The organism is Mesorhizobium sp. WSM3866 (assembly GCF_002294795.1).
In the GTDB taxonomy this organism is placed as follows: domain Bacteria; phylum Pseudomonadota; class Alphaproteobacteria; order Rhizobiales; family Rhizobiaceae; genus Mesorhizobium.
In genome coordinates this window covers 139218-161182 of sequence record NZ_NSGC01000007.1, presented here as the reverse complement: position 1 = coordinate 161182, position 21965 = coordinate 139218, and the positions used below count along the sequence as shown (strand labels likewise).

At 63.5% G+C, this 21965-nt stretch carries 24 protein-coding genes; 10 read left to right on the top strand and 14 right to left on the bottom strand.

The features are described 5' to 3' along the window. Positions 1-112: 112 nt before the first annotated feature. Both hutH and hutI read right to left on the bottom strand, forming a co-directional pair. Positions 113-1648 carry a histidine ammonia-lyase gene (gene hutH / locus CK222_RS17605; protein WP_095801232.1) on the bottom strand — a complete coding sequence of 512 codons (1536 nt, stop codon included), beginning with the start codon at positions 1646-1648 and terminating at the stop codon, positions 113-115. After that, positions 1645-2874 carry an imidazolonepropionase gene (gene hutI / locus CK222_RS17600; protein WP_176477666.1) on the bottom strand — a complete coding sequence of 410 codons (1230 nt, stop codon included), beginning with the start codon at positions 2872-2874 and terminating at the stop codon, positions 1645-1647. Before hutI ends, hutH begins: the two co-directional genes overlap by 4 nt. Positions 2875-2972: 98 nt before the next feature. Between hutI and CK222_RS17595 the strand changes: the two genes are divergently transcribed. Then, positions 2973-4328, top strand: coding sequence for a formimidoylglutamate deiminase (locus tag CK222_RS17595; protein ID WP_095801348.1), 1356 nt, complete (start codon positions 2973-2975; stop codon positions 4326-4328). Between the two features lie 5 nt (positions 4329-4333). After that, positions 4334-5080: a histidine utilization repressor gene (gene hutC, locus CK222_RS17590; RefSeq protein WP_095801231.1), complete on the top strand. Its 747-nt coding sequence runs from the start codon at positions 4334-4336 to the stop codon at positions 5078-5080. A gap of 50 nt (positions 5081-5130) precedes the next feature. Here hutC and CK222_RS17585 read toward each other — a convergent pair whose 3' ends face one another. After that, positions 5131-5475: a RidA family protein gene (locus CK222_RS17585; protein ID WP_095801230.1), complete on the bottom strand. Its 345-nt coding sequence runs from the start codon at positions 5473-5475 to the stop codon at positions 5131-5133. 230 nt (positions 5476-5705) lie between these two features. On the opposite strand from CK222_RS17585, the gene aztA reads away from it, so the two are divergent. From aztA to CK222_RS17565, 4 genes are all read left to right on the top strand, one after another. Next, positions 5706-6524 (top strand): zinc ABC transporter ATP-binding protein AztA, encoded by an 819-nt coding sequence (aztA, locus tag CK222_RS17580; protein WP_067330176.1) that lies wholly within the window; start codon positions 5706-5708, stop codon positions 6522-6524. Then, positions 6524-7399, top strand: coding sequence for a zinc ABC transporter permease AztB (gene aztB, locus CK222_RS17575; protein ID WP_067000522.1), 876 nt, complete (start codon positions 6524-6526; stop codon positions 7397-7399). The genes aztA and aztB overlap by 1 nt, the downstream gene beginning before the upstream one ends. A gap of 25 nt (positions 7400-7424) precedes the next feature. Continuing rightward, positions 7425-8366, top strand: a complete 942-nt coding sequence (gene aztC, locus CK222_RS17570) for a zinc ABC transporter substrate-binding protein AztC (RefSeq protein ID WP_095801229.1) — start codon at positions 7425-7427, stop codon at positions 8364-8366. 144 nt (positions 8367-8510) lie between these two features. After that, positions 8511-8849 carry a TIGR01244 family sulfur transferase gene (locus tag CK222_RS17565; protein WP_067000965.1) on the top strand — a complete coding sequence of 113 codons (339 nt, stop codon included), beginning with the start codon at positions 8511-8513 and terminating at the stop codon, positions 8847-8849. Between the two features lie 77 nt (positions 8850-8926). Here the strand turns inward: CK222_RS17565 and CK222_RS17560 are convergent, their stop codons facing one another. Next, positions 8927-9394 (bottom strand): Lrp/AsnC family transcriptional regulator, encoded by a 468-nt coding sequence (locus CK222_RS17560; protein WP_059187534.1) that lies wholly within the window; start codon positions 9392-9394, stop codon positions 8927-8929. 138 nt (positions 9395-9532) lie between these two features. On the opposite strand from CK222_RS17560, the gene hppD reads away from it, so the two are divergent. After that, on the top strand, positions 9533-10648 hold the full coding sequence (gene hppD, locus CK222_RS17555; protein WP_095801228.1) for a 4-hydroxyphenylpyruvate dioxygenase: 1116 nt from the start codon (positions 9533-9535) through the stop codon (positions 10646-10648). A gap of 29 nt (positions 10649-10677) precedes the next feature. Here hppD and CK222_RS17550 read toward each other — a convergent pair whose 3' ends face one another. The 5 genes from CK222_RS17550 to hmgA form a co-directional block, all read right to left on the bottom strand. Then, the gene (locus CK222_RS17550; RefSeq protein WP_095801227.1) at positions 10678-10998 is read right to left on the bottom strand and encodes a BrnA antitoxin family protein; all 321 of its coding nucleotides are present in this window, start codon (positions 10996-10998) and stop codon (positions 10678-10680) included. Further along, positions 10985-11245 (bottom strand): BrnT family toxin, encoded by a 261-nt coding sequence (locus CK222_RS17545; RefSeq protein WP_095783194.1) that lies wholly within the window; start codon positions 11243-11245, stop codon positions 10985-10987. Before CK222_RS17545 ends, CK222_RS17550 begins: the two co-directional genes overlap by 14 nt. Before the next feature lie 75 nt (positions 11246-11320). Beyond that, on the bottom strand, positions 11321-11857 hold the full coding sequence (locus CK222_RS17540; protein ID WP_095801226.1) for a DinB family protein: 537 nt from the start codon (positions 11855-11857) through the stop codon (positions 11321-11323). Between the two features lie 4 nt (positions 11858-11861). Continuing rightward, positions 11862-12887, bottom strand: coding sequence for a fumarylacetoacetate hydrolase family protein (locus CK222_RS17535; RefSeq protein ID WP_095801225.1), 1026 nt, complete (start codon positions 12885-12887; stop codon positions 11862-11864). 106 nt (positions 12888-12993) lie between these two features. Continuing rightward, positions 12994-14307 carry a homogentisate 1,2-dioxygenase gene (gene hmgA, locus CK222_RS17530; RefSeq protein ID WP_095801224.1) on the bottom strand — a complete coding sequence of 438 codons (1314 nt, stop codon included), beginning with the start codon at positions 14305-14307 and terminating at the stop codon, positions 12994-12996. A gap of 135 nt (positions 14308-14442) precedes the next feature. On the opposite strand from hmgA, the gene CK222_RS17525 reads away from it, so the two are divergent. Beyond that, complete coding sequence (locus CK222_RS17525) at positions 14443-14886, top strand: MarR family transcriptional regulator (protein WP_164746692.1); 444 nt, start codon at positions 14443-14445, stop codon at positions 14884-14886. 82 nt (positions 14887-14968) lie between these two features. Here CK222_RS17525 and tdh read toward each other — a convergent pair whose 3' ends face one another. From tdh to CK222_RS17510, 3 genes are read right to left on the bottom strand one after another with little or no spacing between them, the layout of a single operon-like run. Beyond that, entirely contained in the window at positions 14969-16003 is a 1035-nt protein-coding gene (tdh, locus tag CK222_RS17520) for an L-threonine 3-dehydrogenase (RefSeq protein ID WP_095801222.1), read from the bottom strand. Between the two features lie 40 nt (positions 16004-16043). Further along, positions 16044-16487, bottom strand: coding sequence for an SRPBCC family protein (locus CK222_RS17515; RefSeq protein WP_095801221.1), 444 nt, complete (start codon positions 16485-16487; stop codon positions 16044-16046). 27 nt (positions 16488-16514) lie between these two features. Continuing rightward, entirely contained in the window at positions 16515-17702 is a 1188-nt protein-coding gene (locus CK222_RS17510; protein ID WP_095801220.1) for a glycine C-acetyltransferase, read from the bottom strand. A gap of 299 nt (positions 17703-18001) precedes the next feature. Between CK222_RS17510 and CK222_RS17505 the strand changes: the two genes are divergently transcribed. Then, on the top strand, positions 18002-20071 hold the full coding sequence (locus CK222_RS17505; RefSeq protein ID WP_095801219.1) for an EAL domain-containing protein: 2070 nt from the start codon (positions 18002-18004) through the stop codon (positions 20069-20071). Here the strand turns inward: CK222_RS17505 and CK222_RS17500 are convergent. Further along, positions 20068-20496, bottom strand: coding sequence for a MarR family winged helix-turn-helix transcriptional regulator (locus CK222_RS17500; protein WP_095801218.1), 429 nt, complete (start codon positions 20494-20496; stop codon positions 20068-20070). The genes CK222_RS17505 and CK222_RS17500 overlap by 4 nt on opposite strands. 168 nt (positions 20497-20664) lie before the next feature. Here CK222_RS17500 and CK222_RS17495 point away from each other — a divergent pair, with 168 nt between their 5' ends. Next, positions 20665-21072 (top strand): hypothetical protein, encoded by a 408-nt coding sequence (locus CK222_RS17495; protein ID WP_095801217.1) that lies wholly within the window; start codon positions 20665-20667, stop codon positions 21070-21072. 124 nt (positions 21073-21196) lie between these two features. Here the strand turns inward: CK222_RS17495 and CK222_RS17490 are convergent, their stop codons facing one another. After that, on the bottom strand, positions 21197-21934 hold the full coding sequence (locus CK222_RS17490; RefSeq protein ID WP_095801216.1) for an HD domain-containing protein: 738 nt from the start codon (positions 21932-21934) through the stop codon (positions 21197-21199). Positions 21935-21965: the final 31 nt, after the last annotated feature.

Here is a 21965-nt window from a genome sequence, read left to right as displayed (position 1 = left end):
CGTTGCAAGAAGGAGCGGGGCGCCAAAGTTGCCAATCTCCCCCCTTGTGGGGGAGATGTCCGGCAGGACAGAGGGGGGCGTGAAGGATCGCGACCTATCAGAGCATTCAATCTCATGACGCAATCCCCGGCAGCGCCACCGCAGCCGCCGCCTTAACCGCCGCGCCGCTGCGGACCAGGGCGATCGCCTTTTCCATGTCGGGATGGAAATGCCGGTCGTTGTCGAGATGCGGCACCTCGGCTCGGACCAGCTTGCGCACCGTTTCCAGCGCTTCGCTCGAAGCGAGCGGGGCATGGAAATCGCAGCCTTGCGCGGCTGCCAACAGCTCGATGCCGATGACGGCCGTTGCATTCTCGATCATGCCGAGCAGGCGGCGCGCGCCGTGGGCAGCCATCGAGACATGGTCTTCCTGGTTGGCCGAGGTCGGGATGGAATCGACGCTCGCCGGATAGGCCTTCTGCTTGTTTTCCGAAACGAGCGCCGCCGCCGTCACCTGCGGGATCATGAAACCGGAATTGAGGCCAGGCTTCGGCGTCAGGAAAGCCGGCATGCCGGAGAGCGCCGGATCGACCAGCATGGCGATGCGGCGCTCAGACAGCGAGCCGATCTCGCAGACGGCAAGCGCGATCATGTCGGCGGCAAAGGCCACCGGCTCGGCGTGAAAATTGCCGCCCGAGAGCGCGGTGTCGTCCTCGGCGAAGATCAGCGGGTTGTCGGTGACGCCGTTGGCTTCGGTCTCCAGCGTGTCGGCCGCCTTGCGCAGGACGTCGAGCGCGGCGCCCATCACCTGCGGCTGGCAGCGCAGGCAGTATGGATCCTGCACGCGCTCGTCACCGACGCGGTGCGATTCACGAATGGCGCTGCCGGCCATCAGATTGCGCAACGCGTCCGCGGTCTCGATCTGGCCGCGATGCTTGCGCAACAGATGGATGCGCGGATCGAAAGGCGCGTCGGAGCCGCGGGCAGCATCGGTCGACAGCGCGCCGGCGACCAGCGCCGACTGGTAGAGCGTCTCTGCTTCGAACAAGGCGGCGAGCGCGAAGGCGGTCGAGAACTGGGTGCCGTTGAGCAGCGCCAGGCCTTCCTTGGCGCCGAGCGTGACCGGTTCCAGCCCATGCGAGACGAAGGCGACCTTGGCCGGGAAGCGACCATGCGGGGTAAAACATTCACCGACGCCGATCATGACGGCCGTCATATGCGCGAGCGGCGCAAGGTCGCCCGAGGCGCCGACAGAACCTTGCGCCGGCACCACCGGGATGACGTCGTTGGCGAGCATCCCCTGGAGCAGGTCGATGGTCTCGGCGCGCACGCCGGAAGCGCCCTGGGCGAGGCTCGCCAGCTTCAACGCCATCATCAGCCGCACCACGGGGGCCGGCATCGGTTCGCCGACGCCCGCGGCGTGGGAAAGCACGATGTTACGTTGCAGCGTTTCAAGATCGTTTGCCGGAATGCGAACGCTGGCGAGCTTACCGAAGCCGGTGTTGATGCCGTAGACCGGCTCGCCTTTGGCGACGATGCGGGCGACGGCTTCGGCGCTGGCCTTGATCTTCGGCCGGCAGGCATCGTCGAGCTTCGGCACGGCGCCGCGATAGATGGCGCGCCAGTCGGCAAGCGTTGCGCTGCCGGGCTTCAGGATCAGTTCGGTCATTGTCCTCTCCAGATGCGGGCATGGAGCGGATTGAAGCCCATGCGGTAGACAAGTTCGGCCGGACGCTCGATGTCCCAGACGGCAAGGTCGGCCGATTTGCCGGCTTCCAGCGTGCCGGTCCTGTCGAGAAGCCCCAGCGCACGCGCGGCCTCGCGGGTGACGCCGGCGAGGCATTCGTCGACGGTCAGGCCAAAGAGCGTCGCGGCCATGTTCATGGTGAGCAGCAGCGAGGTGAGCGGCGAGGTGCCGGGATTGGAGTCGGTGGCGACCGCCATCTTCACGCCGTGGCGGCGGAAGAGATCGACCGGCGGCCTCTTGGTCTCGCGGATGAAATAGTAGGCGCCGGGCAGGATGGTCGCGACGGTGCCGGATCCGGCCATCGCCGCGGCGCCCTCCTCATCGGTGTATTCCAGGTGATCAGCCGACAGCGCGCCGTAGCGCGCGGCAAGCGCGGCGCCATGCAGGTTGGACAACTGGTCGGCGTGAAGCTTCACCGGCAGGCCAAGCGCTTTCGCCTTATCGAAGACGCGCGCGATCTGTTCCGGTGAGAAGGCAATGCCCTCGCAAAAACCGTCGACGGCGTCCGCGAGCTTTTCGGCGGCAACCGCCGGGAGGATCGTGCCGGCGACGAGATCGATGAAAGCGTCCTTGTCGCCCCTGGCTTCAGGCGGCAGCGCATGGGCGGCGAGACAGGTCGTACGGATCGTGACGGAGCGCTCACCGGCCAGACGGCGCGCGGCGCGCAGCGACTTTTTTTCATTGTCGGCATCGAGGCCGTAGCCGGACTTGACCTCGACGGTCGTCACGCCCTCGGCCATCAGCGCGTCGAGGCGGGGCAGCGTCTGGGAGACGAGCTCGTCTTCGCTCGCGGCGCGCAGCGACTTGACCGAGGAAACGATGCCACCCCCTGCCCTCGCCACCTCCTCATACGTGGCGCCGGCCAAGCGCATCTCGAATTCGTTGGCGCGGTTGCCTGCATAGACAAGGTGGGTGTGGCAATCGATCAGGCCGGGGGTGATCCAGCGGCCCTGGCAATCGACCGTTTCGACGCCCTGCCCGGCGGCTGCCGGCAGGTCGGCCTCCGATCCGGCATAGACGATCAGCCCGTCGCGCGCGGCGATCGCACCTTTCTCGACGATGCCGAGACCGGCAGCACCCTCGGCCATAGTCGCCAGGCGCGCATTGCGCCACAGACGAAGGCCGCTCTTTCCGTTTGCTCCACCCATCATCTTTTCCATTTGAAAGGATGACGATTATGTATATACATATTGAAACGCGACGCAAGTGTTAATGTCGCTCGGGCATTCGGATTGGGAGTTTGGACGTGACGGCGATCTTTGCGGAACAGGCGCTGCTGCCCGGCGGTTGGCGGGGCAATGTGAGGATCGCTTTCGACGGCGGCCGTATCTCTGAAGTCGAAGTGGGCTCTTCGGCACACGCCGGCGACGAACGCCACGCCATCGTCCTGCCCGGCATGCCCAACCTGCATAGCCACGCCTTCCAGCGCGGCATGGCGGGGCTTGCCGAACTGCGCGGTCCCTCGGCCGACAGTTTCTGGAGCTGGCGCGAGGTGATGTACCGCTTCGCGCTGTCGATGACGCCGGACCAGGTCGAGGCGGTCGCGGCGCAGCTTTATGTGGAGATGCTGGAAGCCGGGTTTTCGCGCGTCGGCGAGTTTCACTATCTGCATCACGACCGCGACGGGCAGCCTTACGCCAACATCGCCGAGATGGCGGAGCGGATCGCGGCTGCCGCCGCCGACACCGGCATCGGACTGACGCTGCTGCCGGTCTTCTATGCCCATTCGGCCTTCGGCGGCGCTGCTCCCAACGAAGGCCAGCGGCGATTCATCAATGATGTCGGACCCTTCGAACGTCTGCTTGAGAAAACTCGCGAAGGCGTTCGCTCGCTGGAGCAAGCCGTCGTCGGCGTCGCGCCGCACAGCCTGCGCGCCGCAACGCCGGACGAACTCAACGCGGTTGCAGCAATGGCGCCGAACGGGCCGATCCACATCCATGTCGCCGAGCAGGTGAAGGAAATCGAGGACTGCATCGCCTGGTCAGGCAAGCGTCCGGTCGAGTTGCTGCTCGGACATGCTGAGGTGGACAGGCGCTGGTGCCTGATCCACGCCACGCATATGACCGAAGCCGAGACGATCGCCATGGCCAAGGCCGGAGCCGTCGCTGGCCTCTGCCCGATCACCGAGGCCAATCTCGGCGACGGCACTTTCGCCGCCCCCCTGTTCATCGAACATGGCGGCCGCTTCGGCGTCGGCTCCGACTCCAATGTGCTGATCGGCCCGCCGGACGAGCTTCGGCAGCTCGAATATTCGCAGCGCCTTGCCCACCGCGCCCGCAATGTGCTGGCGCGCGCCGGCGGCTCTACCGGTCGCGCGCTGTTCGAGGCCGCGCTCGATGGCGGCAGCATCGCGCTCGGCGCCGGCCCCTCAACCCTCGCCGTCGCCAGGCCCGCCGATTTCGTCTCGCTCGACGCTAGCCATCCCTCGCTTGCCGGCAAGGCGGGCGATGCCATCTTCGACGCCTGGATCTTTGCCAATGGCAGTAAGGTCGATTGCGTCTGGGTGCATGGCAAGAAGCAAGTGAGCGGCGGCAGGCATGTCAAACGCGAGGCGGTCGCCGGGCGCTTCCGCAAAGTGATGATGGCGCTTTCCGAGGGCTGATCCCGATGAGCATGACCGAAACGGCAGAGATGGAAGACGGCGAGACCCTGTCGCTGCACCAGCGGATCCTGTCCGACATCCGGGAAAAGATTCTGTCGGGTGCATGGGCGCCCGGCCACCGCATCCCGTTCGAGCACGAGCTGACGGCTCAGTATGTTTGTTCCCGCATGACTGTGAACAAGGCGCTGTCGCAGCTCGCCAAGGCGGGGTTGATCGAGCGCCGCCGCCGCTCGGGCAGCTTCGTGCGCCAGCCGCAGTCGCAGGCGGCGGTGCTGGAACTGCACGACATCAGGATCGAGGTCGAGGCGCTTGGCCTGCCCTATCGTTATGAACGGCTGGAGCGCATGAAACGACGCGGCAATGCCGAGGATCGGTCGCTGCTTGGGCTATCTGCCACGGGTCCAGTGCTTTGGCTGGAGGGGCTGCATTTTGCCGGCGAACGGCCATTCGCGCTCGAGCAGCGCCTGATCAATCTTTCGGCGGTGGGCGAGGCCAGCGAGGAAGAATTTCTCGACATCGCGCCCGGCCCCTGGCTGATCGGCCGCGTGCCGTGGAGCGAGGCCGAGCACCGTATCCGCGCCATGGCGGCTGACGAAACTATCGCCGACACGCTCGACATCGATCCCGGCGCGCCCTGCCTGGTGGTCGAGCGCCGCACCTGGAGCGCCGAGCATCCGGTCACGCAAGTGCGCTTCATCTATCCGGCGGAAAGCCACACGCTTGTGGCGCGGTTCACGCCTTCGCAGGGATGAGCGATCTTCCCCTCGTGGGGCCCACGGGGAAGATTGGCGGTTCCTGCGCCTTACAGCGCCGCCGTAACGATGATCTCGACCAGATATTCCGGGGTGGCGAGCTTGGCTTCGCCGGTGGCGCGGGCGGGGGTGTGGCCCTGCGGCACCCACTTGTCCCACTCCGAATTCATCTCGGCGAAGGTGCCCATCTCGGCCAGCCAGATGATCGCCTGCACGATCTTGGTCTTGTCGGTGCCAGCCTTGGCCAGCAATTCGTCGATGGTCTTCAGGATGTGGCGAGTCTGCGAGGCGACGTTGCCGCCGGGCTCACCGACTTGGCCGGCCAGATAGACAGTGTTGCCGTGAATGACGATCTGGCTCATGCGCGGGCCGACATCGATACGACGAATGCTCATGGGAGGTTCCTTCTTTTCTAGGGTCGCGCCTGTTTAGAGTTCGTGCCGGCTTCGGGCAAGGCCGACCGGCGCGAAACCGATTGAGCCAATTTATCGGCTCCGGACCGCTTCCGTGTACACGGCGAGTTGACCGATCTGGACACAATTCTGCCGAACCGGCATGTTGACTAATGTAATAACATCACATATCGACGAGTACTCTCGAATTCGTGTCCGATCCGGAACGTCTGATGACAAATGCCTGCCTGACCTTCCGCGACCTGACGCTCGGTTACAACAGCCATCCCGCCATCCATCACCTCAACGGCACGGTCCGAAAAGGCTCGCTGACTGCCGTCGTCGGCGCCAACGGCTCGGGCAAGTCGACGCTGATGAAGGGCATTGTCGGCGTGCTGAAGCCGATGGAGGGCACGGTTGTCCGCGCGCCCGGCGTGCGCACCGCTTATCTGCCGCAGCAGTCGGAGCTCGACCGCAGCTTCCCGGCGCGGGTGGTCGACCTGGTCTCGCTTGGCCTGTGGCCGAAGCGCGGCATGCTCGGACGCTACACCAAAGAGGATCGCGAGTCGGTCAGCAAGGCGCTGATGGCGGTCGGGCTCGGCGGCTTCGAGAAGCGGCCGATCGACACGCTCTCCGGGGGTCAGCTGCAGCGCACGTTGTTTGCCCGCGTGCTGTTGCAGGATGCCGACCTCATCCTGCTCGACGAGCCGTTCAATGCCGTCGACGCCAAGACCGTCGGCGACCTCATCCAGCTGATAAAGCGCTGGCATGGCGAGGAGCGCACGATCATGGTGGTCGTCCACGACCTCGATCTCGTGCGGCGGAATTTTCCCGAGACGTTGCTGCTCGCCCGCCAGCCTGTCGCCTGGGGCGACACAAAACAGACGCTCAGGCCTGAAAACCTGCTCAAGGCGCGGCGTTTTCACGAGGCCTGGGAAGAGAACGCGCCCTGGTGCGAGCCCGATGACCATGGCCATGACCACGAACATCATGACCACGCGCACGCGCATGATCATCATCACGGCCATGGCTCCGGACCGAGGGCGGCGTGATGGAGTTTCTCTACGGCCTGTTCATCCAGCCCTTCGCCGATTTCGCCTTCATGCAACGGGCGCTGTTCGGCTCGCTGATGCTGTCGCTCGGCGCCTGCCCGGTCGGCGTCTTCCTGATGCTCAGGCGCATGAGCCTGTCGGGCGACGCAATGGCGCACGCCATCCTGCCCGGTGCCGCCGCGGGCTTCCTGTTCTATGGCCTCGAGATCCTGCCGATGACCGTCGGCGGGCTGATCGCCGGCATCATCGTCGCGCTCGGCGCAGGGGCGGTTTCGCGCTTCACCATCCAGCGCGAGGATGCCTCGATGGCGGCCTTCTATCTGATCTCGCTCGCCATCGGCGTGCTTATGGTGTCGATCCGCGGCTCGAGCGTCGACCTGATGCATGTGCTGTTCGGCACCGTGCTGGCGCTCAACAACGAGGCGCTGATCCTGATCTGCGGCATCGTGGTTGTGACGCTCGCCTGCCTCGCCATCTTCTGGCGGGCGCTGGTCGCCGAATGCCTCGATCCGCTGTTCCTGCGCTCGGTGAGCCGCATGGGCAGCCCGGTCCATTTCATCTTTCTTGGGCTGGTCGTGCTCAACCTCGTCGGCGGTTTCCAGGCGCTGGGCACGCTGCTCTCGGTCGGGCTGATGATGCTGCCGGCCGCCGCCGCCCGCTTCTGGACGGTTCGCGTCGAGCCGATGTGCGCGCTGGCGGTGCTGATCGGCTTTGCCTCCTGCATAGCCGGACTGCTTTTGTCCTATCACGCCTCACTGCCGTCCGGCCCGGCTATCATCCTTTCGGCCGGCGTCGTTTATTTCTGCTCGATCCTGTTCGGCACGCGCGGCGCGCTGCGCGCCCGTATCGTGCATCACCGCCACCGCACAGCTTAATCCCCAAGCAAGGAGACTTGTCCCAATGTTGAAATCCTTCCGCGCAGCCCTGGCGCTGAGCGTTATAACATTAAGCGCTTTCGCCACATCGTCCGCTTTTGCGGCGCCGCTCAAGGTGGTGGCGAGCTTCACGGTGATCGCTGACTTTGCGAAAAATGTCGGCGGCGACCGCGTCAACATCACCACCATCGTCGGCCCGGACGGCGACGCGCATGTCTACGAGCCGACCCCCGCCGATGCGGTGGCGATGGCCGGCGCCGATGTCGTGCTGGTCAACGGTCTGCATTTCGAAGGCTTTTTGCAGCGCCTGGTCGACACCAGCGCCACCAAGGCGACGATCGTGACGCTGACCAAGGGCGTGACGCCAATCGCCTTCAAGCCGGAATTCGCCGATGCCGACGCGGCTGAAGGCGCCGGCACCGGCGGCGGCAAGACGGTCAACGACCCGCACGCCTTCCAGTCGATCGCCAATGCCAAGATCTACGTGAAGAACATCGCCGATGCATTCTGCGCCGCCGATAGCGCGGGCTGCGACAGCTACAAGGCCAATGCCGCCGCCTACACCCAGAAGCTCGGCGCGTTGGAGGGCGAAGTGACCGCGGCGATCCAGGCGATCCCCGAGGCCAAGCGTGTCGTCATCACCTCGCACGACGCCTTCGGCTATTTCGAGCATGCATACGGTCTGACCTTCCTTGCTCCGCAAGGCATCTCGACCGATTCCGAGCCTTCGGCCGCCGACGTGGCCAAGCTGGTCAACCAGGTCAAGCAGGACAAGGCGGCGGCGATCTTCATCGAGAACATCACCAACCCCAGGCTCATCGAGCAGATCGCCAGCGAGACCGGCATCAAGGTCGGCGGCACGCTCTATTCCGATGCGCTGTCGCCGCCCGACGGCCCGGCCTCGACCTATATCGACATGATGCACAACAACATCGAGCAGTTCAAAGGCGCGCTGCTCGGAAGCTAAGCGGCATCACCCAACCGGGCTAAAATCGGCCCGGTTGGATTTTCCGCCCCGCACTCTCTATTTGGCAGAGAGATCCGGTGCTACGGATTGCCGCTAATGCCGCGCGGTGGCATGACTGCGGCCAAGGATTGCGAGGACGACGCTATGGAATACCGCCAGATCAGCGAAGACTATTCGGTCTCGGGGCAGATCCAGCCCGAGGACATCGTTGCCATCAAGGACGCCGGCTTCAAGAGCGTCATCTGCAACCGGCCGGACGACGAGCAGCCGGGCCAGCCCTCTGCCGACAGCGTCAAGGCGGCCGCGGAAGCTGCGGGGCTCGCCTTCCGCTACATCCCGGTGATCAGCGGCCAGCTCACCATGGACAATGTCGAGGATCAGGCCGAGGCGCTCGACGAGCTCGAAGGCCCGGTCTTCGCCTATTGCCGCTCCGGCGCGCGCTGCACCAACCTCTATGGGCTGATCCAGCAGCAGCGGGGGTGAAAGCTTGCGCATTGGCGAGAGCCAATTCCGCAGGTTCGCGTTCCGTCGCCGTCGCATCCAACAAAGATCTCCGCAAACTAAATCGGCAGCGCGCCGGTCTCTTTCAGCGTTTCCAGCACGATCGCTGTCTTGACGTGCTGCACCGATTCATGCGGCAGCAGCACGCCGTTGACGAACTCGGAAAGCGATTTGAGATCGGGCGTCACCACCTTCAGGATGTAATCCATCTCGCCGGTCAGCGCGTGCGCTTCCTGCACCTCGGGCAGCCGCGCCACCAGCTCGCCGAAGCGGCGGGCATTGTCGCGGTTGTGGGTGGCCAAGGTCACCGAAATCACATTGACCAGCGAAAAGCCGAGACGGTCGCGGTCGAGCACGGCGCGATAGCCCCTGATATAGCCATCTTCCTCCAGCCGCTGGCGGCGGCGCGAGCATTGCGAGGCCGACAGGTTCACACGCTCCGAAAGGTCGTTGTTGGTGAGCCGCGCATCGCCCTGCAGGAGCGCCAGTATCTTGCGGTCAAATTGATCAAGGCGCGCATCATCCATGATTTTCTCCCCAATCATGCACAATCTACGCACATGATGGGCATTCCAGGCGGTTGAATGCAAGCACCATGCAGCCGTCCAGCGTTATTATGGTGAAAACTGGCCAAGCACGGCCGCACCAGCTTTCGGAGGACTGCCATGGGCCCCTTCCCGCATGACGCCCCGCCTGCCAAGATCAGCAAGGCGAATCCCGCCGGCACCGACGGCTTCGAATTCGTTGAGTTCGCGCATTCAGACCCGGCAAAACTCGCCGAGCTCTTTGCCCGCATGGGCTATGTCGCGGTGGCGAAGCACCGCACCAAGGACATTACCGTCTGGCGCCAGGGCGACATCAACTATGTCGTCAATGCCGAGCCAGGCTCGCATGCGATGAAATTCGTCGAAAAGCACGGCCCCTGCGCCGCCTCGATGGCGTGGCGCGTGGTCGATGCCAAGCATGCCTTCGACCATGCCGTGTCGAAGGGTGCTGTGCCCTATGAGGGCACCGACAAGGCGCTCGACGCGCCGGCGATCGTCGGCATCGGCGGATCGCTCCTCTATTTCATCGAAATCTATGGCGAGAAGGGCTCGGCTTACGATGCCGAGTTCGAGTGGCTGGGCGAGCGCAATCCAAAACCCGACGGCGTCGGCTTCTACTATCTCGACCACCTGACCCACAATGTCTATCGCGGCAACATGGACAAGTGGTGGGATTTCTACCGTGACCTGTTCGGCTTCAAGCAGATCCATTTCTTCGACATCGACGGCAGGATCACCGGACTGGTCAGCCGGGCGATCACCTCGCCCTGCGGCAAGATTCGCATTCCGCTCAACGAGTCCAAGGACGAAACCAGCCAGATCGCCGAGTATTTGAAGAAGTACGATGGCGAGGGCATCCAGCACATTGCCGTCGGTACGGACGCGATCTACGATGCCACCGACAAGCTCGCCGCCAACGGGCTGAAGTTCATGCCCGGCCCGCCCGACACCTATTACGAGATGTCGCATGAGCGCGTGCACGGCCATGACGAGCCGATCGAGCGCATGAAGAAGCACGGCATCCTGATCGACGGCGAAGGCGTCGTCGACGGCGGTATGACCAAGATCTTGCTGCAGATCTTCTCGAAGACGGTGATCGGGCCGATCTTCTTCGAATTTATCCAAAGGAAGGGCGACGAAGGTTTTGGCGAAGGGAATTTCCGCGCGCTGTTCGAATCGATCGAGCAGGACCAGATCAAGCGTGGCGTGATCAAGCTGGATGGCAGGGCGGCGTAGTCAGCCGAAAGACCAAGCCGCCGGCTACTCTAAAGGCCGGCGGCCTTCCTCAGAATTTCGTTGATTCGGCTCTGCCAGCCGGGCCCGCTGGCACGGAAACGAGCAACCACATCGCTGTCGAGGCGCAGCGTTACCTGCTTCTTCGGATTGTCGAGTGCCGGCCGACCACGTGAGCGGCGAATGCTTTCGGCAAGGTCCGGAAACACGTCGGCGAAGGGACGAGCATTCCGAAAATCCTCCTCGGTCCATTCGGGATTGTCCGAAACCGCATCCCAATCTTCCTCGGTGAATCCCTTGCCTGACTTGAATCCGTTGTCCAGCTTTGTAGTGTTCAGCTTAGCTTTCGCCATCGAACAATCTCCTTTCCGTCTGGTTGGCCGCCCGCATTGAAATAACCGAGATGCCTTCGGAGCCAAGCCGGGAAAAGACCACTGCAACAACGCCGCCGCCGACTACCCGACCAATCGCCATGAAACGGCCGGATTTGGCCGCCCGGATCGCCGAGGCAAGGAAAAACTCCTCGTCTAGCGCCGCGAAATCCAAGCCGTGTTTGTCAATGTTGGCCAACCGTTTAGGTTCATCCCAGACGATCTGCATCTGAATTTATGTACCTACATGAATTAAGTCAATAATTTTCGTAACTACCATAATTCCCGAAGCGTTCTCACTTGTTCACAACCCAAGCCGCTCGACCTCGTCCTTCCTGAGCTTAATGTCGTAATCGAGCAAGAACTCATCCAATTGCGGCGGTGCAACCGAGGTGCCCGACAGCATCGCGTGCACTTGGCCGCGATGGTGGATGTCGTGCAGGAAGACATGGGCGAGGATGTCGCCGATCCTTTCGGGGATCATGCCGTCCTCGCGGCGGTCGGTGATGACGCGGCGGTCGAGATCTGCCTCCGACAGGCCGTCGCAGAAGGCGACAAGCCTGCGGTCAAAATCGGTCTGTGTAGCGGCCAGGCTTGACGCATCGTCAAACGGTATGAAGTCGTCATAGGCCGCAGCACCGAGGCCGCCACCGGTCAGAAAATCGAGATAGAGACGATCAACCGCAAGGATGTGGTTGAGCGTCTCCTTGATCGAGGGAAAGAAACTGGTTCGACCGGCCTCGAACTCGCCGGGCTGAAGCTCCAGCACGGCGCGGTAGAGCCGGTCGTTCGACCACAAATTGTTGCGCGCCATCCGGCGCAGGTGCTCGAGCAAGGTCACCCTTTCAGGTTCCTTTCTCCCCCTCGTATTTCTCGACCTTCTGCTCGATGGCGCCGAAGATCGAATGGCCGGCCTTGTCCTTCATCTCGATCCGCACCGTGTCGCCGAAGCGCAGGAACGGTGTCTTCGGCTCGCCGCTCTCGATGGTCTCGATCATGCGCAGTTCGGCGATGCACGAATAGCCGGCGCCGCCTGCCGCGACCGGCTTGCCTGGCCCATCATTCAGCTTATTGGAGACGGTGCCGGAGCCGATGATGGCGCCGGCGGCGAGCGGCCGCGTTTTCGCGGCATGCACGATCAAGGCCGGGAAATAGAAGGTCATGTCGATGCCGGCATTGGCACGGCCGAACGGTTTGCCGTTGAGATCGGCGAGCAGCGGCAGGCTGACCTTGCCGCCGTCCCAGGCATCACCAAGCTCGTCCGGCGTCACCGCGACCGGCGAGAAAGCAGAAGACGGCTTCGACTGGAAGAAGCCGAAGCCCTTTGCCAGTTCCGGCCCCGTGATGGCGCGAAGCGTCACATCATTGACCAGCATGACGAGGCGGATGGCCTCGCGTGCCTCGCCCAGCCCGGCGCCCATCGGCACATCGCCAACGATGACGGCAACTTCCGCCTCCATGTCGATGCCGAAGGCTTCGTCGGCCATGCGGATCGGATCGCGCGGCGCAAGGAAGGAGTCCGAGCCGCCCTGGTAGATCAGCGGATCGGTCCAGAAACTCGCCGGCATCTCGGCGCCGCGTGCCTTCCGCACCAGCTCGACATGGTTCACATAGGCGGAGCCGTCCGCCCATTGATAGGCGCGCGGCAGCGGCGAATGGGCGTCATGCTCGTGAAAGCGGGCCGAGGGCACCGCGTTGGTCTCGAGCGATTCCGCCATCGCCGCCAGATGCGGCGCCAAGCGCTCCCAATTGTCGAGCGCAGCCTGCAGCGTCGGCACCAGGAAAGAAGCGTCGGTGAACCGCGTCAGATCGCGCGAGACCACGACCAGTTTTCCGTCGCGCGTCCCGTTCTTCAAAGTGGCAAGCTTCATGCGGTTTCCTCTCCTCGCGGGCTTCGTGCCGCTCGTCCCACAACAAGGCCGTGGCGAGTTATCGTCAAGCCACCCGCCGATGTTTTCCTGACTCTGACCTCACCAATCAGGGCCAGTCGCCTTCCGGCGTGCCATTGAAGCGCTTCTTCAGGTCGGCCCAGCAGTCGATGTAGTTCTCCTGCAAGGTTTCGAGCTCGGCGGCGTAGCGCGTCAGCATCTGCGGAAAGCGCGTCTCGAACATGAAGGCCATGGTGTTGTCGAGCTTGACCGGTTTCAGGTCGGCGCGGGAGGCCTTCTCAAAGCCGGAGGCGTCGGGTCCGTGCGCCAGCATCTGGTTATGCAGGCTGATGCCGCCGGGGACAAAACCTTCCTCCTTGGCATCGTACTGGCCGTGGATCAGGCCCATGAACTCGCTCATGATGTTGCGGTGGTACCAGGGCGGCCGAAAAGTGTTTTCCGCCACCAGCCAGCGCGGCGGGAAGATGACGAAGTCGACATTGGCGGTGCCCTCCTCGCCGCTCGGCGCCGTCAGCACGGTGAAGATCGACGGGTCAGGGTGATCGAACAGGATGGCGCCGACCGGCGAAAACGTCGCCAGATCATATTTATAGGGCGCGTAGTTGCCGTGCCAGGCGACGACGTCGAGCGGCGAATGGCCGAGCTCAGTGACGTGGAAAGTGCCGCACCATTTGACAATCAGCCGGCATGGCGTCTCCTTCTCCTCGAACCAGGCGCAGGGGGTCTTGAAGTCGCGCGGATTGGCAAGGCAATTGGCGCCGATCGGGCCGCGGTCGGGCATGGTGAATTTTGCCCCGTAGTTCTCGCAAACATAGCCGCGCGCCTGACTGTCGGCGAGCTCGACCTTGAAGACGAGGCCCCGCGGCAGCACCGCGATCTCGCCGGGGCGAAGCTCGATGACGCCCATCTCGGTGACAAAGCGCAGCGTGCCGACCTGCGGCACGATCATGAGCTCGCCGTCGGCATTGAAGAAATGGTCGTCGACCATCGAGCGGTTGGCGACATAGACATGCGCCGCCATGCCGGACTGGCCGACCGCGTCGCCGGCGGTGGTCATGGTGCGCATGCCGGAGATGAAGTCGGTCGGCTCGGTCGGGATCGGAACAGGGTTCCATCGGTATTGGCCGAGCGCCAGCTCGTGGTCGCCGACGTTGGGCGCCGTCTTCCACATGGGATAGCTCGCGCCCTTGAAGCGGCCGGTGTGTTTCACGCTGGGACGGATGCGGTAAAGCCAGGAGCGCTCGTTGGTGCCGCGCGGCGCGGTGAAGGGCGAGCCCGAAAGCTGCTCGGCATAGAGCCCGTAGGCCGGCCGCTGCGGCGAGTTGCGGCCCTGCGGCAGCGATCCCGGCAGCGTCTCGGTCTCAAAATCATTGCCGAAGCCCGGCATATAGGAAAAGGCCATCCGATCCTCCCTGATCCCGGGCTGCCGCCCTCAGCGTTGAGGAAGGCTTTCCGGTGATGTTGACCAAACTGGTTTCATTTGTAACCATCGAAAATGTAACTATCAACGCCGAACCCCGCATCGATGGTGCGCCAAATGAAACCGGAAATTCTCGAGCTAGAAAACTTCCTGCCCTACCGGCTCTACCGGCTGGCCGACACCGTGAGCCGCGAATTCTCGCGCATCTACAAGGAGCGCCACGGTCTGACGCGGCCGGAATGGCGCACGCTCTCAGGCCTCGGGCAGCGCGGGATGATGACGGCGACGGAACTCGGCGAGCAGTCGGCCATGCACAAGACCAAGGTGTCGCGCGCGGTCGCCGAGCTCGAACGCCGGCGCTGGCTGACAAGAGCGCCGGACGAGAACGACCGCCGCGTCGAGCATCTGACGCTGACCAAGGCGGGGCTCGCCGCTTACCGGGAAATGGTGCCGCTGGCGAAGGCGTTTGAAAGGGAGCTGCTGGCGAGGCTGAGCGAGGAAGAGAGAGCGGCGATTGTCAGGGGGGTGGCAGCACTGGAAGAGGCTTTATCTTCTTCGTAGCGATCCTTCACACCCCCTCTGTCCGGCAGGCCAAAGAGGGAGCTGTCCCGCAGCATTGCCAGGATGCTGCTTCAACCAAACCCTACCAGTCCATCACCACTTTGCCGGAACTGCCGCTGCGCATCGCATCGAACCCAACCTGGAAATCGTCGATGCCGATGCGATGCGTGATCAGACCCGAGACATCCAGCGGCCCCTGCACCAGGGCGATCATCTTGTACCAGGTCTCGAACATCTCGCGGCCGTAGATGCCTTTGAGATGCAGCATCTTGAAGATGACCTTGTTCCAGTCGATCTCGAAGCCGGTGGGAGCGATGCCGAGGATGGCGATCTTGCCGCCATTGTTCATGGTGTCAATCATGTCGCGGAAGGCTGGCGCGGCGCCCGACATCTCCAGCCCGACGTCGAAACCTTCGGTCATGCCGAGTGCCGGCATCACGTCGCGCAGCTTCTCCTTCGAGGCGTCGACCACATGCTGGACGCCGAGCTTGCGCGCCAGTTCCAGCCGGACCGGGTTGATGTCGGTGATGACGACTTTCCGCGCGCCGACGCATTGCGCGACCAGCGCGCCCATGATGCCGATCGGGCCGGCGCCGGTGACCAGCACATCCTCGCCGACCAGGTCGAAGGACAGTGCGGTGTGGACGGCGTTGCCTAATGGATCAAAGATCGCCGCGATCTCGTCCGGCACGTCGTCGGGGATCGGCACGACATTGTGCTGTGGGATCGCTACATACTCGCCGAAGGCGCCGGGCCGGTTGACGCCGACGCCGAGCGTGTTGCGGCAGAGATGCCCTCGCCCCGCGCGGCAGTTGCGGCAGTGGCCGCAGACGATGTGACCCTCGCCCGAGACGCGCTGTCCGACCTTGTATTCGGTGACGGCCGCGCCGAAATCCGCGACGGTGCCGACAAATTCATGGCCGGTCACCATCGGCACCGGCACGGTCTTCTGCGCCCACTGGTCCCAATTGTAGATGTGGACGTCGGTGCCGCAGATCGCGGTCTTCCTGACCTTGATCAGCACGTCGTTGGGGCCGATTTCCGGCACCGGCACTTCTTCCATCCAGATGCCCGGCTCGGCCTTGGCCTTCACCAGCGCCTTCATCACGTTGGACATCGAACACTCTCCAGAAAATCTTCCCTGTCCTGACGGATCATCAACCTGCCGCTTCCAGGATGCTCTTCAGTCGCAGCAGATCGCGATCGGTCGAACGCCGGACAGCCACGGCTATGAGCGGGGTCATGAGACGGGAAAAGCCGGCCGGCGAGCCGCGATTCCGGAGCGTCATATGCGTGCGGCCTTCGCCGGAATCCCGCCATCCATAGCTCGTCTCCATCGGAAACGGTCCTTCGTCGGATCGCATCACCAGCCTCTCGCCCGGCACGAGATCCAGGATCTTGTAGGTATAAGCGAGCCGCCGTCCGAGGAACTGCGCCTCGAATGCAATTCTCGATCCTATCTGGGCCGGTCGGGGAGTCTTCCATTCCACCGACTTGATGTTGACGTACCAGCGCGGAACATTGTCCGGATCGGAAGAAAAGGCGGCGACAACCGCGCGCGGCCTGGCGATCTCGATACTCCTCGTTACATCGATCGCCATGGCCCTTTTCCATTGCCGGCGGTAGCGTCAAGCGATTACACCCAGTTCCTTCCCGACCTCGCCGAACGCCTCGACGGCGCGATCGATATCGGCGCCGGAGTGCGCCGCCGACATCTGGGTGCGAATGCGCGCCTGGCCCTTCGGCACCACCGGGAACGAAAAGCCGATGACGTAGATGCCACGCTTCAGCATGCGAGCCGCCATCTCCTGCGCAAGGGCGGCGTCGCCCAGCATTACCGGGATGATCGGATGATTCGCGCCGGCAAGCGTAAAGCCGAGCTTGCCCATTTGAGACCGGAAGCGTTCCGCATTGGCATATAGGCGGCGGCGCAGCGCATCGCCATTGCGGATCAGCTCGAAGACTTTCAGCGAGGCGCCGGCGATCGCCGGCATCAGCGTGTTGGAGAAGAGATAGGGCCGCGAGCGCTGACGCAGCCAGTCGACCACCTGTTTCTTCCCCGCGGTATAGCCGCCGGACGCGCCGCCCAGCGCCTTGCCGAGCGTGCCCGTGATGATGTCCACCCTGCCCTCGACGCCGCAGTGCTCGGCCGAGCCACGGCCGTTCTTGCCGACGAAGCCGACGGCATGGCTGTCATCGACCATGACCATGGCGTCGTATTTCTCGGCGAGGTCGCAGACTCCTTGCAGGTTGGCGATGATGCCGTCCATCGAGAACACGCCGTCGGTGGCGATCAGTCGGAAGCGGCAGTCCTTCGCCTCCTTCAGCCGCGCCTCGAGGTCGGCCATGTCGTTGTTGGCGTAGCGGAAGCGCTTGGCCTTGGAGAGCCTCACCCCGTCGATGATCGAGGCGTGGTTCAGCGCGTCCGAGATGACGGCATCCTCCTCGCCGAGCAGCGTCTCGAACAGGCCGCCATTGGCGTCGAAGCAGGAGCCGTAGAGAATGGTGTCGTCCATGCCGAGGAAGGATGAGATGGTGGCTTCGAGCTCTTTGTGTTCTTCCTGGGTGCCGCAGATGAAGCGCACCGACGCCATGCCGTAGCCGTAGCGGTCTAGCGCCTGCTTCGCCGCATCGCGCAGCTCGGGGCTGTCGGCGAGGCCGAGATAGTTGTTGGCGCAGAAATTCACCACCTTCTGGCCGGCAACATCGATCAGGGCCGACTGCGTGGAGGAAATCACGCGCTCGGACTTGTAGAGCCCGGCCGATTTCAGGCCTTCAAGCTCGTTGTCGATGTGGGAGAGAAACGCTGCGCTCATGGTCTGGCCCTGTTTGTTCGATGCGGACTGTCGCGCTGCGGACAAGAAAAATCCATCGCAAAAACGACCGCTTCGGTGGCGTTGCGCAAGCCGCGCCGCAGCTCCTTCAGCGCACCCGGACAAGGATGTGTTCAAATGCGACGATCTGCGAAAGGACATAATAACCATCCTCTCAGCTTTGTCGCGCCGCCGGCTCCGGCACCGTGCCGGTTTGCCGAGCTGTTAACCCTTTCACGTCAAGGGTTCTGGCGCCGCATATTCATGGCAGGAATCCGTCGATCGGGAGGGGTCACTCAGTTATGTCTCAGCAGCCGGTGCACAGCGTTTCGCGCAAGCTGATTCTGCTGATCAAGAGCGGCTACTGGCTGGCCTTGCTGATCATCGCCGCCATGGTGATGGCTTCCTTCATCCTGCTGCAGCAGTTGATGGCGCAGCAGCAGCACAATGACGCACTGCTCAACATCGTCTCCACGCAGAAAGCGCTGTCGCAGCGCATCGTTTTCCTGGCCAGCGCGACCGGTGCCGCCCCGCGCGACAAGCAGCCGGCGCTGGTCACAGCGCTCAAGCAGGCAACGGGCGAGTTCGAGACCAATTACGACCGGCTGCTCAAGGAGACCGGCGCCGATCCGCTATCGCCGTCGCGCAACGATCCGCAATCGATCGAATATGTGCTGTTTAGCAAGCCGTTCCATCTCGACTATTTCTCGGTCGGCCTTATCGCCAACGGCGATCGACTGGTTTCATCATTTGCATCCCAGCTTGGCATGCAAAGCGACGGCTATAAGGGCGGCGGCGAGCGCGTTGGCCTCGACGCCTCCGTCGCCAATGCGACTTTGTCCGGCTATGCCGCGCTCGGCCAGCGCATCAGCGCCTTCGCCACCGAGCGGTCGGATGAGATGCTCAGCCTGCACCGCACGCTGTTCTTTGCCACCATCGGCGTCATCGTGCTGGTCGCGCTATTCATCTTCCGGCCGATGTCCAAGGCCATCCTGCGCAAGACGCATGAACTGGTCGACGCCCGCAATTCGATGGCCTTCATCGCCGTGCATGACGGCCTGACCGGCTTGCACAACCGCACCTTCCTCACCGATCATTTCGACACGCTGATCAAGGGCGCGCATCGTCGCCGCGAGCGGCTGGCGGTGATCCAACTCGACCTCGACCGCTTCAAGCAGATCAACGACACGCTGGGGCACGCGGCGGGCGACTATGTGCTTGTCGTCACCGCGCAACGCATGCGCGATTCCTGCCGCGCATCGGATCTTTGCGCCCGTCTCGGCGGCGACGAGTTCGTGATGATCCTCAACGGCGCCGGCAGCACCGAGGACATCCATGCACTGGCCAAGCGCATCATCGCCAACATCAACGAGCCGATCACCTTCCAGGGCACGACCATAATGCCTGGCGCCAGCGCCGGCATCGCCGTCTATCCAGTCGACGCCGACAACGCGCAGGACCTGCTCGTCCATGCCGATCTCGCCCTCTATTCGGCCAAGAAGCTCGGCGGCGGCAGCTTCTCCTTCTTCTCCGAAGAGCTGCGGCGCGAGCTCGACTACCGCAAGCAGCTCGAGCAGGACATCCGCACGGCGATCGCGGAAAAGACCTTCGAGGTCTATTTCCAGCCGCAAGTGTCGCTCACCAGCGGCAAGATCAGCGGTATCGAAGCACTGGTGCGCTGGAAACACGCCACGCGCGGCATGATCTCGCCCGGCGAATTCATCCCGGTGGCGGAGAAGTGCGGCTTCATGCCGGATATCGGCCGCATCGTCATCAGCAAGGCGATCAACGAAGCCGCCGAATGGGATCGCGCCGGCATCGATTTCGGACGCATCGCCGTCAATGTCTCGGGCACCGAGCTGCGCGAGCCGGATTTCGACAATTTCCTGTTCGGAACGCTGGAGCGGGCAGGGCTTGCGCCGCAGAAGCTGTCGCTGGAAATCGTTGAATCCGTCATCCTCGACGACGAGAAGACCGGCATCGCCGCCAAGCTCAGGCATATCCGCGCGGCGGGCGTCCATCTCGAGCTCGACGATTTCGGCACGGGCTATGCTTCACTCAGCCATGTCAACCCGAACGAGATCGATCGGCTGAAGATCGACCGCCGCTTCGTCCAGAACATCAACGAGAACGGCGACAACACCAAGATCGTGCGCGCCATCACCGAGCTTGCCCGCGGGCTCGGCATCTCGATCGTCGCCGAGGGCGCGGAAACGGAGGCCGAGCTTGACTCGCTTATGGCGATCGGCTGCGACCAGGTGCAGGGTTATTCGATCGCCTTCCCGATGCCTCAGGACAAGGCGCGCGAATGGCTTACCGCGCGCAGCCCGAAGAAGGCGAAGCTCAAGGTGCTGCAGGGCAGCCGGGCTTAACCTCCCACATTCGCCCGAAGCGCCGCCAGCACCCCGGCGAATTCCGCAAGCCGTTCGTCCGGCAGTCCAGCTCTCAGCCTTTTGTCGAAGGCGACGGCCGCGAGGCGCAACTTTTCGAACAGCGCTTCACCGGTTTCGGTCAGCGCCACCTGATGCACCCTGCGGTTCTGCGGATCGCGGCGGCGCGTCAGCAGCCCTTGCGCCTCCATGGCGTTGAGGTGATGCGTCAGCGTCGCGCCCTGGATGCCGATCATGCCGGCAAGCTCGCGCTGGTTGGCCAGTTCCTTCGACTTGACCGATAGCAAGGTCACCCAGACCGGCAGCGTTCCGCCGACTTCCACCAAGGCAGCGTCAAAGGCCTGCGCCACCAGTTTGGCGGTGCGAGCGAGATTCATGCCGATGGGCGGGCGATCAAATGGCGTCATGGCTGGACACTAGAACAAGCAATGGATTGGCGGAACTCCGCATGAAGCATTGACATCTAACTATTAGATATCTAACTTTGCCTTATTAACGTTGTCGACCCAGCCGATAGGCAAAACCGACAGGCAAAGCGTCACACCGGTGGCGGGGCGAACGAGAGGAATGCAGTCATGCAATATGTCTACATCGTCGTCATCGGCCTGCATGTTATGGCCGGCGTCTTCTGGGCCGGCACGACCATTGCGGTTGCCCGTGATCCGGAGATCAAGGCGGAGCGCTTTATCCGGCCGCAACTCGGCGCCTCCGGCATGGTCTTCTTGACCGGTCTGCTGCTTTGGTATTTCTTCCACGAAGGCGCTTTCGGCCCGATGGAAATGGTGCTGGCGCTGGGCATTGCGACGGCGCTGATCGCCGCCGGCGTGCAGGGCGCCCTGGTCGCCTCTTCCAGCAGGCGATTGGCCGGTGCCGATGCAGCGACGCAAACGCAGTTGCGCGCGAAAATGACCAAAAGCGAACGCCTCGCCGGCGGGCTGCTGGTCATCACCGTATTGTGCATGGCCACGGCCAGGATGTTCTGACCCCTCAACGGCTCGCGCGGTACCGGTGCAGGCCGGCGGCCGCGCGCGGCGCACCGGACCAACGCGGCAGGTGGCTCTCCTTGAAGGTCCGGTGCGTTTCCGTGGTGCGGCCGTCACCGGTGCATCAGATCACCTCAACGGAACCGCCGCGTAGTTTTTCCCGTCGCAGCTTTATATAGGTCCGCATATTCGGCGCGATGCGAAAACCTTCCAGTCTGACGTCCTGAAGCGCTGCCGCCCAGCCAAGCGCTTCATAACGGCCGCCATATGTTTCGATCGTCGCGGCGAGATCCTCGCGGCCCAGTTGCCTGGCCAAGATGGCGCAGGCCGCGACCCGCGTTTCGATCGAGCGGCCATATTTGGGTGCGAATGCCAAGCCGCCGTCGGCGAGGTCGTCGACCTCGTGCGCAAGCTGCAGGAACAGGATGTCCTCATCGCCGGCCGGCACGCCCTCCTGCAGAAGGCGCTCGGGGTCGCCGGTGTCGAATTTCATGGCGCCGACGCGGGCGACGAGGCCTTCAGCCCTCGGCCCGATCCGCGCCTCCAGCCATTTCCGGTGCGCCTCGCTGCGCCTGCTGGACCTGCCGTCCGGATACTGGCCGCTGTCATAGGCAGCATGGAACATCGCCGCGAGGACGAAATCGAGATCCCTTTCGAAATGCGCCACAGACGAGGCGGCGCCTACCGCATGGCAGATAAAGGGCCGTCCTGACTTTCGATAGCGGCCGTTGAACATCGCGCATGCCACGCGATAGGCCTTCTGCACGCGTAGAAGATCGCCCAACGAGTGCCCGGACTCGTGCAATTGGATATAGAGCGCCGTATTGGTCTGGCGCGGAACGAACAGATCTTTTCCGGTCAAGCAAGCCCCCCGACTATGCGACCCCGGTTGC

What these genes read in the sequence shown, in the direction of transcription:
- CK222_RS17535 (WP_095801225.1), bottom strand. Translation starts at nt 12,887, where the DNA reads ATGAAGCTTGCCACTTTGAAGAACGGGACGCGCGACGGAAAACTGGTC.
- CK222_RS17585 (WP_095801230.1), bottom strand. Translation starts at nt 5,475, where the DNA reads ATGAGCATTCGTCGTATCGATGTCGGCCCGCGCATGAGCCAGATCGTC.
- aztA (WP_067330176.1), top strand. Translation starts at nt 5,706, where the DNA reads ATGACAAATGCCTGCCTGACCTTCCGCGACCTGACGCTCGGTTACAAC.
- CK222_RS17500 (WP_095801218.1), bottom strand. Translation starts at nt 20,496, where the DNA reads ATGACGCCATTTGATCGCCCGCCCATCGGCATGAATCTCGCTCGCACC.
- hutC (WP_095801231.1), top strand. Translation starts at nt 4,334, where the DNA reads ATGAGCATGACCGAAACGGCAGAGATGGAAGACGGCGAGACCCTGTCG.
- hmgA (WP_095801224.1), bottom strand. Translation starts at nt 14,307, where the DNA reads ATGGCCTTTTCCTATATGCCGGGCTTCGGCAATGATTTTGAGACCGAG.
- CK222_RS17515 (WP_095801221.1), bottom strand. Translation starts at nt 16,487, where the DNA reads ATGGCGATCGATGTAACGAGGAGTATCGAGATCGCCAGGCCGCGCGCG.
- hutH (WP_095801232.1), bottom strand. Translation starts at nt 1,648, where the DNA reads ATGACCGAACTGATCCTGAAGCCCGGCAGCGCAACGCTTGCCGACTGG.
- CK222_RS17550 (WP_095801227.1), bottom strand. Translation starts at nt 10,998, where the DNA reads ATGGCGAAAGCTAAGCTGAACACTACAAAGCTGGACAACGGATTCAAG.
- aztC (WP_095801229.1), top strand. Translation starts at nt 7,425, where the DNA reads ATGTTGAAATCCTTCCGCGCAGCCCTGGCGCTGAGCGTTATAACATTA.
- hppD (WP_095801228.1), top strand. Translation starts at nt 9,533, where the DNA reads ATGGGCCCCTTCCCGCATGACGCCCCGCCTGCCAAGATCAGCAAGGCG.
- CK222_RS17505 (WP_095801219.1), top strand. Translation starts at nt 18,002, where the DNA reads ATGTCTCAGCAGCCGGTGCACAGCGTTTCGCGCAAGCTGATTCTGCTG.
- CK222_RS17565 (WP_067000965.1), top strand. Translation starts at nt 8,511, where the DNA reads ATGGAATACCGCCAGATCAGCGAAGACTATTCGGTCTCGGGGCAGATC.
- CK222_RS17510 (WP_095801220.1), bottom strand. Translation starts at nt 17,702, where the DNA reads ATGAGCGCAGCGTTTCTCTCCCACATCGACAACGAGCTTGAAGGCCTG.
- CK222_RS17560 (WP_059187534.1), bottom strand. Translation starts at nt 9,394, where the DNA reads ATGGATGATGCGCGCCTTGATCAATTTGACCGCAAGATACTGGCGCTC.
- aztB (WP_067000522.1), top strand. Translation starts at nt 6,524, where the DNA reads ATGGAGTTTCTCTACGGCCTGTTCATCCAGCCCTTCGCCGATTTCGCC.
- CK222_RS17495 (WP_095801217.1), top strand. Translation starts at nt 20,665, where the DNA reads ATGCAATATGTCTACATCGTCGTCATCGGCCTGCATGTTATGGCCGGC.
- tdh (WP_095801222.1), bottom strand. Translation starts at nt 16,003, where the DNA reads ATGTCCAACGTGATGAAGGCGCTGGTGAAGGCCAAGGCCGAGCCGGGC.
- CK222_RS17525 (WP_164746692.1), top strand. Translation starts at nt 14,443, where the DNA reads ATGAAACCGGAAATTCTCGAGCTAGAAAACTTCCTGCCCTACCGGCTC.
- hutI (WP_176477666.1), bottom strand. Translation starts at nt 2,874, where the DNA reads ATGGGTGGAGCAAACGGAAAGAGCGGCCTTCGTCTGTGGCGCAATGCG.
- CK222_RS17545 (WP_095783194.1), bottom strand. Translation starts at nt 11,245, where the DNA reads ATGCAGATCGTCTGGGATGAACCTAAACGGTTGGCCAACATTGACAAA.